11 protein-coding genes are annotated in these 15739 nt (G+C 61.0%); 6 read left to right on the top strand and 5 right to left on the bottom strand.

What is annotated here, in order from left to right; translation table 11 throughout:
• The 5 genes from glgC (at position 1) to AC1DM5_RS09860 (ending at position 6907) form a co-directional block, all read left to right on the top strand.
• A complete protein-coding gene (gene glgC, locus AC1DM5_RS09840; protein ID WP_477974946.1) occupies positions 1-1263 on the top strand; it encodes a glucose-1-phosphate adenylyltransferase in 1263 nt (420 codons plus the stop codon).
• Positions 1264-1266: 3 nt separating this feature from the next.
• Positions 1267-2709, top strand: a complete 1443-nt coding sequence (glgA, locus tag AC1DM5_RS09845) for a glycogen synthase GlgA (RefSeq protein ID WP_477818217.1) — start codon at positions 1267-1269, stop codon at positions 2707-2709.
• A 6-nt stretch (positions 2710-2715) separates the two neighbouring features.
• Entirely contained in the window at positions 2716-4347 is a 1632-nt protein-coding gene (locus AC1DM5_RS09850; protein ID WP_477818216.1) for an alpha-D-glucose phosphate-specific phosphoglucomutase, read from the top strand.
• Between the two features lie 13 nt (positions 4348-4360).
• Positions 4361-6331 (top strand): glycogen debranching protein GlgX, encoded by a 1971-nt coding sequence (glgX, locus tag AC1DM5_RS09855; RefSeq protein ID WP_477818215.1) that lies wholly within the window; start codon positions 4361-4363, stop codon positions 6329-6331.
• Positions 6332-6418: 87 nt separating this feature from the next.
• Positions 6419-6907, top strand: coding sequence for a MaoC family dehydratase (locus AC1DM5_RS09860; RefSeq protein ID WP_477818214.1), 489 nt, complete (start codon positions 6419-6421; stop codon positions 6905-6907).
• 15 nt (positions 6908-6922) lie between these two features.
• Here AC1DM5_RS09860 and AC1DM5_RS09865 read toward each other — a convergent pair whose 3' ends face one another.
• Genes AC1DM5_RS09865 through AC1DM5_RS09880 form a run of 4 tightly spaced genes read right to left on the bottom strand, consistent with a single transcriptional unit; the run spans position 6923 to position 12061 of the window.
• Positions 6923-7471 carry a sarcosine oxidase subunit gamma gene (locus AC1DM5_RS09865; protein ID WP_477818213.1) on the bottom strand — a complete coding sequence of 183 codons (549 nt, stop codon included), beginning with the start codon at positions 7469-7471 and terminating at the stop codon, positions 6923-6925.
• Positions 7464-10457: a sarcosine oxidase subunit alpha gene (locus AC1DM5_RS09870; protein WP_477974948.1), complete on the bottom strand. Its 2994-nt coding sequence runs from the start codon at positions 10455-10457 to the stop codon at positions 7464-7466. The genes AC1DM5_RS09865 and AC1DM5_RS09870 overlap by 8 nt, the downstream gene beginning before the upstream one ends.
• The gene (locus AC1DM5_RS09875; RefSeq protein WP_007817381.1) at positions 10454-10795 is read right to left on the bottom strand and encodes a sarcosine oxidase subunit delta; all 342 of its coding nucleotides are present in this window, start codon (positions 10793-10795) and stop codon (positions 10454-10456) included. Before AC1DM5_RS09875 ends, AC1DM5_RS09870 begins: the two co-directional genes overlap by 4 nt.
• Before the next feature lie 12 nt (positions 10796-10807).
• The gene (locus AC1DM5_RS09880) at positions 10808-12061 is read right to left on the bottom strand and encodes a sarcosine oxidase subunit beta family protein (RefSeq protein ID WP_477818211.1); all 1254 of its coding nucleotides are present in this window, start codon (positions 12059-12061) and stop codon (positions 10808-10810) included.
• Positions 12062-12302: 241 nt separating this feature from the next.
• Between AC1DM5_RS09880 and AC1DM5_RS09885 the strand changes: the two genes are divergently transcribed.
• Positions 12303-13484 (top strand): FecR family protein, encoded by a 1182-nt coding sequence (locus AC1DM5_RS09885; protein WP_477818210.1) that lies wholly within the window; start codon positions 12303-12305, stop codon positions 13482-13484.
• A 4-nt stretch (positions 13485-13488) separates the two neighbouring features.
• Here the strand turns inward: AC1DM5_RS09885 and AC1DM5_RS09890 are convergent, their stop codons facing one another.
• On the bottom strand, positions 13489-15660 hold the full coding sequence (locus AC1DM5_RS09890) for a CHASE2 domain-containing protein (protein ID WP_477818209.1): 2172 nt from the start codon (positions 15658-15660) through the stop codon (positions 13489-13491).
• Positions 15661-15739 lie beyond the last annotated feature (79 nt).

Raw genomic sequence — 15739 nt, forward strand, 5'->3', positions numbered from 1 at the left:
ATGGTAGAAAGACGCATTCAGCCACTTGCCCGCGATGCAATGGCCTATGTTCTCGCCGGCGGTAGGGGAAGCCGCCTCAAGGAACTGACCGACCGACGCGCTAAACCGGCCGTCTATTTCGGCGGCAAGGCGCGTATCATCGACTTCGCATTATCCAATGCCTTGAACTCCGGCATCCGCCGTATCGGCGTCGCCACCCAGTACAAGGCACATTCACTGATCCGCCACATGCAGCGTGGCTGGAACTTCTTCCGGCCGGAACGGAACGAGAGCTTCGACATCCTGCCCGCCTCCCAGCGCGTTTCCGAAACGCAATGGTATGAAGGCACCGCCGATGCCGTTTATCAGAATATCGATATCATCGAGGATTACGGCGTCGAATACATGGTCATCCTCGCCGGCGACCATGTCTACAAGATGGACTACGAATACATGCTCCAGCAGCATGTCGATTCCGGTGCAGACGTAACAATCGGCTGCCTGGAAGTGCCACGCATGGAGGCTGTCGGTTTCGGCGTCATGCATGTCAACGACAAGGACGAGATCTTCGCCTTCATCGAAAAGCCGGCCGATCCGCCTGGTATTCCGGATAAGCCAGATTTCGCGCTTGCCTCCATGGGCATCTACGTCTTCCGCACCAAGTTCTTGCTCGATTTATTGCGCCGTGATGCGGCTGACCCGACCTCGAGCCGCGACTTTGGCAAGGACATCATCCCCTACATCGTCAAGAACGGTAAGGCGGTTGCCCATCGTTTCGCCAAGTCCTGTGTCCGTTCGGATTTCGAACACGAACCTTATTGGCGCGACGTTGGTACGATCGACGCCTACTGGCAGGCCAATATCGACCTGACAGCGATCGTTCCGGCCCTCGATATCTATGACAAGTCCTGGCCGATCTGGACCTACGCCGAGATCACCCCACCGGCGAAATTCGTCCATGACGACGAAGACCGCCGCGGTTCGGCAACCTCGTCCGTCGTCGCCGGCGACTGCATTATCTCAGGCGCAAGCCTCAACCGGAGCCTTCTCTTCACCGGCGTACGAGCCAATTCCTTCTCCAAGCTGGAAGGAGCGGTCATCCTGCCCAACGTGAAAATCGGCCGGCGCGCGCAGCTCAAAGATGTTGTGATCGACCATGGTGTCGTCATCCCGGAAGGTCYTGTCGTCGGCGAGGATCCGGAGCTCGACGCGCGGCGCTTCAGACGGACCGAAAGCGGCATTTGCCTGATCACGCAACCGATGATCGACAAGCTGGATATCTGACTTATGAAAGTTCTTTCGGTTTCGTCCGAAGTCTTCCCATTGATCAAGACAGGGGGCCTTGCCGACGTGTCAGGCGCCCTGCCAATAGCCCTCAAATCCTTCGGCGTCGAAACCAAGACCCTCATGCCCGGATATCCCAGCGTCATGAGGATGCTGCAGAACGCGGTCGTTCGGCTGGAATTTCCGGATTTGCTCGGACAGCCGGCAAGGGTGCTGGAGGTAGAGCATCAGGGTCTCGATATCCTCGTACTCGACGCTCCCGCCTATTACGATCGCCCGGGTGGTCCCTATCTCGATGCGACCGGCAAGGATCACCCGGATAACTGGCGCCGTTTTGGCGCCCTTTCGCTGGCTGGTTCCGAAATCGCCGCGGGCCTGTTACCTGGCTGGCGACCGGATCTCGTGCATGCCCATGACTGGCAGGCCGCCATGGTGCCGGTCTATATGCGCTATTATCCGACGCCCGAACTGCCGAGCATCCTGACGATCCACAACATCGCCTTCCAGGGCCAGTTCGGCGCCGATATCTTCCCCGGCCTGCGTCTGCCGCCCCATGCCTTTGCCACCGAAAGCATCGAATATTACGGCACCGTCGGTTTCCTGAAGGGCGGCCTGCAGACTGCCTCGGCAATCACCACCGTCAGTCCCTCCTATGCCGACGAGATCCTCACTCCCGAATTCGGCATGGGTCTCGAAGGCGTCATCGCCAGCCGCCGCGACGTACTGCATGGCATCGTCAATGGCATCGATGCTGACATCTGGAACCCGGCGACTGATCCGGTCGTCCACACGCATTACGGCCCGACGACGCTGAAAAACCGTCTGGAGAACCGCAGGTCGATCGAGGAATTCTTCCATCTCGACCATGACGACGCGCCGATCTTCTGCGTCATCAGCCGGCTGACCTGGCAAAAAGGCATGGATCTTGTCGCAAGCACTGCAGATAAGATCGTCGCACTCGGCGGCAAGCTCGTCGTGCTCGGATCCGGCGAGGCAGCCCTCGAAGGTGCGCTGCTCGCCGCCGCCAACCGCAACCCCGGCCGAATCGGCGTTTCCATCGGTTACAACGAGCCGATGTCGCACCTCATGCAGGCCGGCTGCGACGCAATCATCATCCCGTCACGCTTCGAGCCTTGCGGTCTTACCCAGCTCTATGGCCTGCGTTACGGCTGCGTGCCGATCGTGGCGCGCACCGGCGGTCTCAACGATACCGTGATCGATGCCAATCATGCCGCACTTGCGGCAAAGGTGGCGACAGGCATACAATTCGCACCTGTAAACGAAGAAAGCATGCTACAGGCACTGCGCCGCGCCATGCACCTTTACGCGGATCAAAAAGTCTGGACCCAATTGCAAAAGCAGGGCATGAAGTCGGATGTCTCTTGGGAGAAGAGCGCCGAACGTTATGTTGCCCTGTATTCAAGCCTCGTCTCGAAAGGCATGTGAACTAAAATGATCAAGTCCGTTCCCACCACGCCCTATCAGGACCAGAAACCCGGCACGTCAGGTCTGCGCAAGAAGGTTCCCGTCTTCCAGCAGCCGAACTATGCGGAGAACTTCATCCAGTCGATCTTCGATTCGCTGGAAGGCTACCAGGGCAAGTGCTTGGTCATCGGCGGCGACGGACGCTACTACAACCGCGAAGTCATCCAGAAGGCGATCAAGATGGCCGCCGCCAATGGCTTCGGCAAGGTCATGGTCGGCAAGGGCGGCATTCTTTCGACGCCGGCAGCCTCTCACATCATCCGCAAGTACAAGGCCTTCGGCGGCATCATCCTCTCGGCCAGCCATAACCCCGGCGGTCCGACCGAAGACTTCGGCATCAAGTACAATGTCAACAATGGCGGCCCGGCCCCGGAAAAGATCACCGACGCCATCTTTGCCCGCTCCAAGGCGATCGAGAGCTACAAGATCGCCGACTTCGCCGACGTCAATATCGACCGCATCGGCAAGGAAGAACTCCCCGGTGGCACGATCCTCTCGGTCATCGACCCGGTTGAGGACTATGCTGCGCTGATGGAAGAGCTCTTCGACTTCGGCGCGATCCGCAATCTCATCAGCCTTGGCTTTCGTATCGCCTTCGATGCCATGAGCGCTGTTACCGGCCCCTATGCCAAGGAAATCTTCGAGAACCGTCTCGGCGCGCCCTCCGGCTCCGTTCGCAATTTCATGCCGCTCCCGGATTTCGGCGGCCATCACCCCGACCCGAACCTCGTTCATGCGAAGGAACTCTATGACGAGATGATGGGTGAGGATGCGCCTGATTTCGGCGCTGCGTCCGACGGCGACGGCGACCGCAATCTCATCATCGGCCGCGGCATCTTCGTCACCCCGTCCGACAGCCTTGCAATCCTCGCCGCCAATGCCAACTTGGCGCCCGGCTATTCCGGCGGCCTCGCCGGCATTGCCCGCTCCATGCCGACATCGGGCGCGGCAGACCGTGTGGCGGAAAAGCGCGGCATCGGCATCTACGAGACCCCGACCGGATGGAAATTCTTCGGCAACTTGCTCGACGCAGGCATGGCGACGATCTGCGGTGAAGAAAGCGCTGGTACCGGATCCAACCATGTCCGCGAAAAGGATGGCCTCTGGGCCGTGCTGTTGTGGCTGAACGTCCTTGCCGTGCGTGGCGAAAGCGTGCAGGAAATCGTTACCCAGCACTGGCAGACTTACGGCCGCAACTACTATTCCCGCCATGACTATGAAGGCGTCGACAGTGATGCTGCAAATGGTGTGGTCGACAATCTGCGCAGCCAGCTTTCCACATTGCCCGGCAAGACCTTCGGCGACCTGACCGTCGAGAAGGCGGATGACTTCGCCTATCACGATCCGGTCGACAAGTCGGTCAGCGAACATCAGGGTATCCGCGTCCTTTTCCAGGGCGGCTCTCGCGTCGTCTTCCGCCTTTCCGGCACCGGCACGTCTGGCGCAACCCTGCGCGTCTATATCGAGCGCTATGAGCCGGATTCGACTCGCCATAATATCGAAACGCAGGAAGCGCTCGCCGATCTGATCGCGGCCGCCGAAAGCATCGCCAACATTCGTGAGCGCACGGGACGCAACGAGCCGACCGTGATCACCTGATCCCGGGGGGCATATGGGGGGCAACAGTTCCGCACAGGGCGGTGCCATCGTCTTTGAAACAGGCGTGGAGTTCGCTGTCTGGTCGCATCATGCAGCGCAGGTCGATCTCTGCCTCTTCGACGATGACGGCAAGGAATATGCGAGGCTCCCCATGGCCCGCGACAACGGCCATGTCTTCCGTCTTTTCGTCGATGGATTGAAGGAAGGCGCGCGCTACGGCTACCGCGCCGACGGCATTTACGCTCCGGATAACGGCCTGTGGTTCGACCCCTCGAAACTGTTGATCGATCCCTATGCCAAGGCGGTCGATGGGCCTTTCCATTACGACCCGCGACTCGGCATCTTCGGTGAAGATACGCAGCACCTGATCCCGAAGTCGATCGTTACCAAAGACGCGCCCCTCAAAAGCCGAAAGCCGCTCTTCAAACCGGGCGGCTTTATTTATGAGGTGGCAGTCAGGCCCTTCACCATCCTGCATCCGGACGTGCCGGAAGCTCAGCGCGGCACCGTCGCCGCTCTTGCTCATCCCTCCGTCATCGCTCACCTGAAGCGCATCGGCGTCGATGCCGTTGAGCTAATGCCGATCACCGCCTGGATCGACGAGCGGCATCTGCCGCCGCTCGGCCTGACGAATGGCTGGGGCTACAATCCCGTTGCCTTCATGGCACTCGATCCGCGTATCGTGCCGGGTGGTATCGCAGAGCTCAGCGAAACAGTGGCGAAGCTGCATGAGGAAGGCATCGCGGTCATCCTCGACCTTGTTTTCAACCATACGGGCGAAAGCGACAGATACGGCACGACGCTGTCGCTGCGCGGTATCGATAATCTCAGCTACTACCGCCACGTAGCGGACCGGCCATCCGTGCTCGTCAACGATACCGGCACCGGCAATACGGTTGCCTGCGACCATCCCTACGTCCAGCGGCTCATTATCGACAGCTTGCGCCATTTCGTCCGCAACGCCGGCATCGACGGCTTCCGTTTCGACCTCGCTCCGGTTCTCGGCCGCACCGCAAACGGCTTCGACCGTAACGGCACGCTGGCCGCGATCCTCGCCGACGACCTGCTCGCCGATCGCATCATGATCGCCGAACCCTGGGATATCGGCCCAAGCGGCTATCAGCTCGGCAATTTCCCGGCACCCTTCCTGGAATGGAACGACCGCGCCCGCGATGACATCAGGTGCTATTGGCGTGGCGATGGCTGGAAGACGGGTTCGCTCGCAACCGTGCTGGCCGGCTCGTCGAACATCTTCTCAGCCAATGGCGGAACAGAGACCCGCAGCGTCAATTTCCTCGCCGCACATGACGGCTTCACGCTCATCGACCTCGTGTCCTATAGCGGCAAGCACAATGAGGCGAACGGCGAGAACAACCGCGACGGCCACAACGAGAACCATTCCTGGAACAACGGCGTCGAAGGTGAAACGGCCTATCCCGTCATCCGGGAACGCCGCAAGGCCGATGTCATGGCGCTCATCTCCACCCTCTTTGCAAGCCGCGGCAGCGTGATGCTGACGGCAGGCGACGAGGGCGGCCGCACGCAGCACGGCAACAACAATGCCTATTGCCAGGACAACGAGATCACCTGGGTCGACTGGAAGCTGCTGGACGAAGACCTGATCGCCCACACCGCCTTCGTCGCCACGCTTCGCCGCCGCTTCTCGGTCTTCTCCGAACTAGCCTTCTTTTCCGGTAACGGCGATGTGGAGTGGATTTCTCTCGCTGGCGAGCCGATGACAACAGGCGAATGGGAAACGCCCTCGCTCTCCACCCTCGGCATGGTGCTTGCGACGCGCGATCGTTCCAGCCGCAAAGAGACCCGCCTCGCCGTGCTCTTCAACCGCTCCGAACAGCATCAACTCTTCACGCTTCCCTCAGCCAGCAAAGCAAACTGGCGCCAGCTTTTGCCGGATGGCGCACGGAAAGTCGGCGGCCGCGCCACCGTTGAGCCACGTTCGGTCGCCTTTTTCGTGGAAAATTGATCCACGAAACCGGCCACTGCGAATCGTTATCGCAATCGTCACGAATGCGCGATAAGGCTTGCGGCTGCGGCTTTTTACGAGGAATGCATGGTCATGGAAATTTCGCTCTCGGATGTCCGGGAGCTGGTTGGCACGGAAACAGGATTGTCTGACTGGATCCTCGTCGATCAGAAGATGATTGATGCCTTTGCCAAGGCAACCGGCGACCATCAGTTCATTCACGTCGATCCTGTTCGCGCAGCAGCCGAAAGTCCCTTCGGCGGAACCATCGCCCATGGCTTCCTGACGCTCTCGCTGCTGTCGACGATGAATTACAATTGCCTGCCCAAGGTGCGCGAGCAGACGATGGGCATCAATTACGGCTTCGACAAAGTCCGCTTCATGTCGCCGGTCAAGAGCGGCACCCGCATCCGCGGCCACTTCGTGCTCTCGGACGCCCGCTTCCGCGGCGCCGGCATGCTGATGACGACCTATGATGTCTCGATCGAAATCGAGAACGAAAAGAAGCCGGCGCTGACCACCCGCTGGATCACCATCATCCAGTTCGACCCGAAAGACCGGCCGGAAGACGTTTAAGGTCCTTTGCAGGCCTTAATGGCTTGCATCCTCGGCGCCTTCGGCGAGCAGCCCGAAGACATACTCCGAAAACGACCGCCAGCATTCCACCCGGAACGTATCCTCCTCGGTGCGGAAGAGCACGATCTCGACTTTGCCGAAGATCGTTCGCGAGCAAGCGCCCACCGGGAAAATTTCCAGAGAGAGGTCCTGCGGGCAGCCGGCGGACAGCGTCGCCTCCGCACCCGGGCCGGAAACAATGATACCGACGTTGCGGTGGGAGACATCGACCGCCGAATGCAGGGCATCAGCGCCGGAAAGAAGCGCCGGAAGATCCGAACCAGCCTCGTCAATTACGAGCCATTCGTCCGGGCCGAGCCAGAGCGCCGAACGCCCCCCGGCACGGCCGGAGGTCTTGGGTGATTTCGGCAAAGTCAGCCCCAGCGCGGAAGAGAGCGCCGATACGGATTCAGCCGGCGCACGCAGCGAAAGGCGGCTTGCGACCGGTGCCACCGTCAGGCGTACCGTCGCCGAACCGGCAAGGAGACCGGAGAGAGCCGGTTTGCGATTTGCGACCTCAGCCATGGATACGGCCTCCTTCCTTGTCAAAGAACACCAGATCCGTCACCTCGACCGGAATGGTCCGGTCCGGCATCGGCACATAGAGCGTTTCGCCCACCAGATTGCGGCCACCTTCAACCAATGCAAAGGCAATCGAGCGGCCACAATTTTCAGACCAGTAGGCCGATGTCACGTGACCGAGCATCGTCATCGGCTTAGGCTGGTTCGGGTTGGCGACAATCTGCGCGCCCTCTTCGAGCACCAGCTTCGCATCCTTCGTCGCAAGACCGACGAGCTGCTTGCGGCCTTCCTTGACGAGATCGGGCCGCTTCAGGCCGCGAATGCCGACAAAATCCGCCTTCTTCTTGGAGACAGCCCAGGAAAGCCCGGCGTCATCAGGCGTCACCGTACCATCCGTATCCTGGCCTACGATGATATAGCCCTTTTCGGCGCGTAGCACATGCATGGTCTCGGTGCCGTAGACACAAGCGCCGAGTGGCTCGGCATTGGCCCAGACTGCCTCCAGCACCGACTGGCCATAGTCGGCAGGCACATTGATTTCAAAGCCCGTCTCGCCCGTAAAGGAGACACGGAAGAGACGTGCCGGAATACCTGCCACCTTACACTCGGCGACACTCATATGCGGGAAGGCCTCGTTGGAAATATCGAGCCCTTCGACCAGAGGCGCGACGATCTCGCGCGCCTTCGGCCCCTGCACGGCGATAACGGCCCATTGCTCTGTCACCGATGTCAGCCATACCTTCAGATGCGGGAATTCCGTCTGCAGATAGTCTTCCATGTGGTTGAGAACACGCGGCGCCCCGCCGGTCGTGGTCGTCACATGGAAACGGTCATCGGAGAGACGACCGACGACGCCGTCGTCATAAACGAAGCCGTCTTCGCGCAGCATGATGCCGTAGCGGCATTTGCCTGGTTTCAGCGTGTCCCAGGCATTGGTGTACAAGAGGTTCATGAATTCAGCAGCATCGGGTCCGACGATCTCGATCTTGCCGAGCGTCGAAGCGTCGAAGATACCGGCAACCTCGCGCGCCGTGCGGCATTCGCGGGCAACGGCCTGATGCATCGTTTCGCCGGCGCGCGGATAAAACCAGGCGCGCTTCCAGTTGCCGACATCTTCGAAGACTGCCCCCTTGCCCTCTTCCCAGGTATGCAGCGGCGTCTTGCGCGTCGGGTCGAACAAGGCCCCACGCGAATGTGCGATCAGCGCTCCGTAAGTCACCGGCGTGTAGGGCGCGCGGAAAGTGGTAAGACCGACCTGCGGAATATCCTTGCCGAGCATTTCCGCGGCGATCGCCAGGCCATGCATGTTGGAAAGCTTGCCCTGGTCGGAGGCCATGCCGTTCGTCGTGAAGCGCTTGATATGCTCGATCGAGTGCATGCCCTCGCGCACCGCAAGGCGGATGTCCTTGGCGCATACATCGTGCTGGAAGTCGATGAACGCCTTGGCATTCGTCTCCGGCCCGGCGCCTTCGGCAGCACCAATCATGCCGCCCGTCCAGTCGAAAGCCTGCTCGACGGAAATGCCGATCTTGCTGCCCGCCTGTCTGCCGACGGCCTGCGCCATCAGCTCGCCGGCGGCAAGCGATTCCTCGACTGTCTGCTGCAGACCATCCGTGCCATTGCAGGCACCGACGGAAAGGCAGTCCTGCGCATAGGTGCCGGGCAGGAAACGCTGCGTCTCGGCATCGAAGGCAACCTTGCCCCGCGACTGGGAGAAGAGATGGACGGAGGGTGTCCATCCAGCGCAGACCAGCAGCGCATCGACGGCAATCTTGCGCGGTGATCCGCCTCCATTGCGCGCGACCGTCATCGACGAGATGCGCAGCGCACCCGACGTATCGACGACCGACTGGCCGGTCAGCACATCGATACCGAGCGTACGGGCTTCGGCCAATACTGCTGCACCCGGCGCCTGTCTACTATCGACAATCGCGGCGATCGAAACACCCGCCCTCTTCAGGTCGAAGGCCACCTCGTAGGCCGAATCATGCGCGGTGTAGATGCCGACCTTCTGGCCAACCGCAACGCCATAATGATTGAGATACATCCGCCCGGCCGAAGCGAGCATGATGCCCGGCCGGTCGTTGTTCGGAAACACCATATGCCGCTCGATGGCGCCGGTCGCCAAGATGACGCGCTTGGCGCGGACCTGCCACAGCCGTTCGCGCGGCAGATCGCGGCCGGGGCGGGCGATATGATCCGTGACACGTTCGACGAGGCCGATGAAATTATGGTTGTAATAGCCGAAGGCCGTGGTTCGGGTCAGGACCTCCACGTTCTCCATGGCTTTCAGCAGCGCAAGGGTCTTCTGCACCCAGGCGTAACCATCAAGCCCATCCACTTTCACGCCGGCATCGAAGCGCAACGCGCCGCCGGCTTCCGCCTGCTCGTCACAGAGGATGATTTTTGCGCCGGCTTCCGCAGCAGCCAATGCCGCCGAAAGACCGGCAATACCGGCACCGACGACCAGCACGTCGCAATGGGCATAACGGCTGGCATAGTGGTCGGGATCGTCTTCCGTGGGAGCGACGCCAAGACCGGCAGCACGGCGGATCATCGGCTCGTATACGCGCYTCCAGGCGGCCCGTGGCCACATGAATGTCTTGTAGTAGAAGCCCGCCGCGAAGAAGGGCGAGAACAGGTTGTTGACCGCGCCGACATCGAAGGAGAGCGACGGCCACCGGTTCTGCGACTTCACGATCATGCCGTCGAAGACTTCCTGCACGGTTGCCCGCACATTCGGCTGCTTGCGGGCGCTGTCGCGCGCGACGTCGATCAGCGCATTCGGCTCCTCGGCGCCCGCCGAAAGAATTCCACGCGGGCGATGGTATTTGAACGAACGGCCGACAAGATGCACACCATGGGCAATCAAGGCCGAGGCAACAGTATCGCCTTCGAGCGCCGTATAGCTGTTGCCGTCGAAGGTGAAACGCGCGGTTTTGGCGGGCGTCAGCCGGCCCTTGCCGGCAATACGGTTCGCGCCGCTCATTGGGCCTCTCCTTCAACTGCTTCGTAGGTCTCGACCGGCGCATGCGGCTCGGCCGCAGTCCCGATAGCAGGCTTCGGTTCGCCGGCCTTGTAGGTCATGATGAACTTGTCGCTGATGGTATCACGCGCCGCGTTGAAGAAGCGCCCGCAACCGTGCATGTGCCGCCAGCGCTCGAAGATCAGGCCTTTCGGATTGTCGCGCAGGAAGAAATATTCCTCGAACTGCTCGTCAGAGATTGAGGCGATATTGGCCGGCCGAACGATGTGGGCGTCACCGGCACCACGGAACTCGAGCTCGGAGCGCTCTTCCTGACAGTAAGGGCAATAGATCAGCAGCATGTCGTCCTCCTGTCAGTGCGCGACGGCGGCAGCCGCCGCCTCGTCAATCAGCCGGCCGGAGCGGAACCGCTCCAGCGTCAGCCCGGCATTGAACTTGTGCACCTCGTCGCGGGCGATCAGATGGGCGAAGAGATTGGCCGAACCCGGTGTCGCCTTGAAGCCACCGGTACCCCAGCCGCAATTGACGTAGAGCCCGGGAACGGGCGTCTTCGACTGGATGGCCGAACGATCCGGCGTATTGTCGACGATACCACCCCACTGGCGCATCATCTTCACGCGGCGGAACATCGGGAAAAGCTCGCAAATGGCGTCGAGCGTATGCATGATGATCTGCAGGCCACCGGTCTGCGAGTAGGAATTATACTGGTCCGTACCCGCACCGATGACGAGCTCACCCTTGTCGGACTGCGAGATATAGGCGTGCACCGTGTTCGACATGACGACGCAGGGAAAGATCGGCTTCAGCGGCTCGGAAACCAGTGCCTGCAGCGGGCTCGATTGCAGCGGCACGCGTACGTCCGCCATCTTCATGATTGTTGTCGTGTGGCCGGCAGCCGACACGCCAATCTTCTTCGCGCCGATGAAGCCCCTGTTGGTCTCGACGCCGGTGACCCGACCGTCCGGGCCACGGCGAATGCCGGTGACTTCGCAATTCTGGATGATGTGCACACCGCGGTCTGACGCCGCACGTGCATAACCCCAGGCAACCGCATCGTGACGCGCCGTGCCGCCGCGGCGCTGCAAGGCGGCACCGTTGATCGGGTAGCGAGCCGTCGCCGAAATATCGAGCGGCGGGCAATAGGCCTTGGCCTGCTCGGGTGTCAGCCATTCATTGTCGATGCCGTAGAGCCGGTTGGCATGGATATGCCGCTTGAAGCTCTGCATGTCGTGCACATTGTGCGACAGCATCATCACGCCGCGCGGCGAATACATGACATTGTAATTGAGCTCCTGCGACAGCCCTTCCCAGAGCTTCATCGAGTGCTCGTAGATGTGCATGCTCTCTTCATAGAGATAGTTGGAGCGGATAATGGTGGTGTTGCGGCCGGTATTGCCGCCGCCGAGCCAGCCCTTTTCCAGCACCGCCACATTGGTGATGCCGTGCTCCTTGGCGAGGTAATAAGCTGCGCCCAGCCCATGACCGCCACCGCCGATGATGATCACGTCATATTCGGGTCGCGGCTCCGGCGAAGTCCACTGCTTTTCCCAGCCCCTGTGCCCGCGCAGAGCCTCCCGCGCTACGGCAAAAACCGAATATTTCCGCATCCGCCATCATCTCCTTCAGGCAAAGGCATTTTCGTCGTGGCCATACAAATCGCAAATCGAATTGCGGCACAACGGTTCTTTTGCGACGTGAAAGAGCTTTTGTTTTGACACGGCGACGGCTGCATTGCGCCGCTTGGCGGCGATCGGCCTTCGCAAATGCGACATAACCCTTTTCTCACCCAACAGGGCAAGCAGAACGGGCCTGCTGGAAATGTTAGTATCCTCTTATGTGGGGTGTACGATGTTGGGTTGGCGTAGCATATGGATCGCGGGCATCTGCTTCGCGCTGTCAGGCGCGTGGCCTGCGTTCGCCGCTGAACCCGTCGGCCAGGCGACTCTCATCAAAACCGAAGTAACAGGACAGGGCGGGCCGATCATCGTCAATGACGAGGTTCACCGCGACGAGCGTATCCGCACCTCCCAATCGGGGCTCGGCCAGTTCATATTCCGCGACGGCACCAAGCTTGCCGTCGGCTGGGGCTCGTCCGTTATCATCGACAAATATGTCTACGACGATACCGATTCCGTCAAACGCCTCTCCATCAAGGCGGCCAAGGGCACGTTCCGCTGGGTCAGCGGCAATTCGAAATCCTCCGCCTATCAGATCCAGACGCCCGCCGGCACGATCGGCGTGCGCGGTACCGCTTTCGATTTCTATGTCGGCCCTGACGGAACGACTGCCGTCGTGCTGCTGAACGGCGCGGCGACCTTCTGCGGCCCTGGCGGCTGCCGGCAATTGCAGCAGCGTTGCGATTGCGTCATTGCGCGGCCAAACGGCAACATGACGGATGCCCAGCCCGTCAACCGCAGCGTGCTGCAGAGGCTGGGCAACCAGCGTGCCCTTCCCTTCCTCTCCGGCAATCAGAGTTTAACGGGCGGCCTCGGCTTGCTTGGCGGCTGCCGGATGGCCTCGGTTGACCCTGAGCACAAAGACCGGCTTCGCCAGACACCCCAGCCGCGAGATCCGGATCCACAGCGCCCACAGCAACCACAGAAGCAGGATGCTCCGCCGACGCAGCGGCCGGAAAAACCGCATCACGACAAGCCGCATCATGACAGGCCCCACCATGATAAGCCGGAGCGCGACTGGCATGACAAACACGACTGGCATGGCTGGAGGGACAACCACGATAGAGACGACCACCATGGCGATCATGGAAGACCGGACCGGCACGAAGGGTTCGATCGCCCGGACCGGCACGACGCACCTGACAGGCCGAGCCGCACGGAAAGGGCAGATAACCACCAGGACCGCAGCCATCAGGACAGACCGAGCACGCAGGAAAGAAGCGGAGGCGAAAACCAAACTTCCGGCAACGACCAGAGCGCGGGAAGAGATCGGGATCGTGACCATAGCCACGATCGGGATCAGAACGGAAATCGAGGCTGGGGCGGAAACGGAAATCGGGACCGCAACCGCTGACTGACTATTCGACGACCTGCTGTTCCGGCAGCCCGATATCCTCCCGAAAATGATCGTTCCTGGCCGATATCCGCTCATAGAATTCCGTGAGGCCGGCCAGGACCTGTACCCCAGCGAGTTTTGCCGCACCGATCAGCTTGCGGCTGTTCCTCGAACGCTCGCGCAAAGCGCCCATTACCTCCTCATGGACGAGATGCAGGGCGCCGAATTCCGGCGAGGCAGCGACCTTCTCATCGCCGACCACGGCGAAGATCTGCGTTCGGCTGCTCTTTCCTTTGAGCGGAATGGCTCCTGCCTCCAAGAGCGCCGCCCCGCTTTGCGCCCGTGCCGTGGTGTCGGAGATCAGGATATCGAAGCCGACGTCCTTGCAGCAGGATTCGATGCGCGCCGCGACATTCACCGCGTCGCCCACCGCCGAATAGTTGAAGCGTGTCTTCGCGCCCATGTTGCCGACACAGGCGAGACCGGTATGGATGCCAATGCCGATCCTCACCTGCTGAGCGCTGCCGAAACCGAAGGCGTCATGAGCATTGAGCTCGGCTAGGGTCTCCCGCATGGCGAGCGCTGCTCGCAACGCCTTTGCTGCATGATCCGAAACATCGACCGGCGCATTCCAGAATGCCATGATGGAATCGCCGATGAATTTGTCGAGCGTTCCCTCGTTCCCGACAACATGACGGCTCAGCGCATCGAGCAGCGTATTGAGAAACTGGACGACGGCGGTCGGCGTCAGCCTTTCACTGATCTCGGTGAAATTGCGCACATCGACGAACATCATGGTCAGCTCGCGCTCGTCCCCGCCGAGCTTCAGCGCATCGGGCGTATGCTCGATCCGGTGGAGCAGCGAAGGCGAGAGGTAATGGCCGAAGGCGCGCCGCACCTCCCGCCGCTCCCTGTCGATGACGAGGATGCGGAACGATGTCGCCGCGAAATGCGTGATGGAGCCGCTGATAATAGGCGCAAGCGGATCGAACAGCAGACCGGCATAAAGAAAGCACAGCCACGAAGCGGCAAGCGCCATCGCGGTGATCGCCAGGCCACAGACCAGCGCCACGGCCGGACTGACGAAGGTCGTTATGATGACGAGCAGGAAGCCAACCACGGCGATAGACAGGATCTCCAGCCCGTCGGCCCAGTCCGGCCGTGACAAGTAGCGGCCCGAAAGGATCTGCTCGACAGTCTGTGCCTGCAGCGAAACACCCGGCACATTTTCTCCGAGCGCGGTGGCGCGAATGTCCTGCAGCCCGACAGCAGAGGTGCCGATGAAGATGATGCTGCCTTCGACCTGGGCAGCGACATCAGGGGCCACTCCGCCGGCAGCAAGGACCTTTCCCGCCGAGATATAGCGCTCTGCCCGGTTCGGCGTCACATAAAGCCAGATCTCTCCGGCAGCCGTCAGCGGAACGATGAAATCGCCGATCTTCGCAGAGGTGATGATCCCTGCCCGGTCGGGTGCGCCGGCCAGCACATAGGTCGAGGCACCCTGCGCGACCCGCAACGCTTCGATCGCAAGATTGGGATAAAACTGCTCTCCATCGCTAAGGAACAGCGGCACTGCGCGTACCACCGATGACGAGCTGCCGGGATTGAGACTGACATGGCCAAGCCCTGCGGCATTCGCCTCCAGCCCCGGCCGGAGCGGCGTCGAAGCGCCAAGATGCGGAGGTGCCGACAGCGGACTTTCGCCGGTAAAGGCAAAGCCGGCTTTTACCGGCGGCTTATAATTGCCTTCGTTGGAAAGCCCGAAGCCGAGAACCACAGGCTTTCCCTCGATCGACTGCGCGAATATCTCGTCATTGTCAGGCAATTGCGCCGCAAGCGACGGATCGACGCCCTCCACCTCCTGGATGACATTGCGCGGCGACATCCGGTCGGGCTCGGCAAAGATGACGTCGAAGGCGATGGCCGCCGCTCCCATATCCGAGAGACGCTGGACCAGCATTGCCAGCCTGTCGCGGGGCCAGGGCCACTGGCCGAACTCCCGCAGGGAAGCCTCGTCGATATCGACTACTCTGACGGGCATGGCCTCAAAGCTGCGCGGCACAAGGCGCTGATATTCGTCGAAGGTAACGTCGCGGACCTGCCTGAGCACCGGCGGATCGCTTGCCCGGAACATCGTGAGCGCAGCCACGATGACGAGGCCGATCAGGACACCGATCTGCTGCAAACGCGTCATGCTTCCGTCGAAGTCCCCTACAAGCACTCCAAAGCTTTCCTGTCCGCCGGCAGGCTACGCTTGTTTGACGCCAAAGACT

The sequence above is a fragment of the Rhizobium sp. 01T437 genome (assembly GCF_056398505.1).

What these genes read in the sequence shown, in the direction of transcription:
- glgX (WP_477818215.1), top strand. Translation starts at nt 4,361, where the DNA reads ATGGGGGGCAACAGTTCCGCACAGGGCGGTGCCATCGTCTTTGAAACA.
- AC1DM5_RS09850 (WP_477818216.1), top strand. Translation starts at nt 2,716, where the DNA reads ATGATCAAGTCCGTTCCCACCACGCCCTATCAGGACCAGAAACCCGGC.
- AC1DM5_RS09875 (WP_007817381.1), bottom strand. Translation starts at nt 10,795, where the DNA reads ATGCTGCTGATCTATTGCCCTTACTGTCAGGAAGAGCGCTCCGAGCTC.
- AC1DM5_RS09885 (WP_477818210.1), top strand. Translation starts at nt 12,303, where the DNA reads ATGTTGGGTTGGCGTAGCATATGGATCGCGGGCATCTGCTTCGCGCTG.
- AC1DM5_RS09860 (WP_477818214.1), top strand. Translation starts at nt 6,419, where the DNA reads ATGGTCATGGAAATTTCGCTCTCGGATGTCCGGGAGCTGGTTGGCACG.
- glgA (WP_477818217.1), top strand. Translation starts at nt 1,267, where the DNA reads ATGAAAGTTCTTTCGGTTTCGTCCGAAGTCTTCCCATTGATCAAGACA.
- AC1DM5_RS09865 (WP_477818213.1), bottom strand. Translation starts at nt 7,471, where the DNA reads ATGGCTGAGGTCGCAAATCGCAAACCGGCTCTCTCCGGTCTCCTTGCC.
- AC1DM5_RS09890 (WP_477818209.1), bottom strand. Translation starts at nt 15,660, where the DNA reads ATGACGCGTTTGCAGCAGATCGGTGTCCTGATCGGCCTCGTCATCGTG.
- AC1DM5_RS09880 (WP_477818211.1), bottom strand. Translation starts at nt 12,061, where the DNA reads ATGCGGAAATATTCGGTTTTTGCCGTAGCGCGGGAGGCTCTGCGCGGG.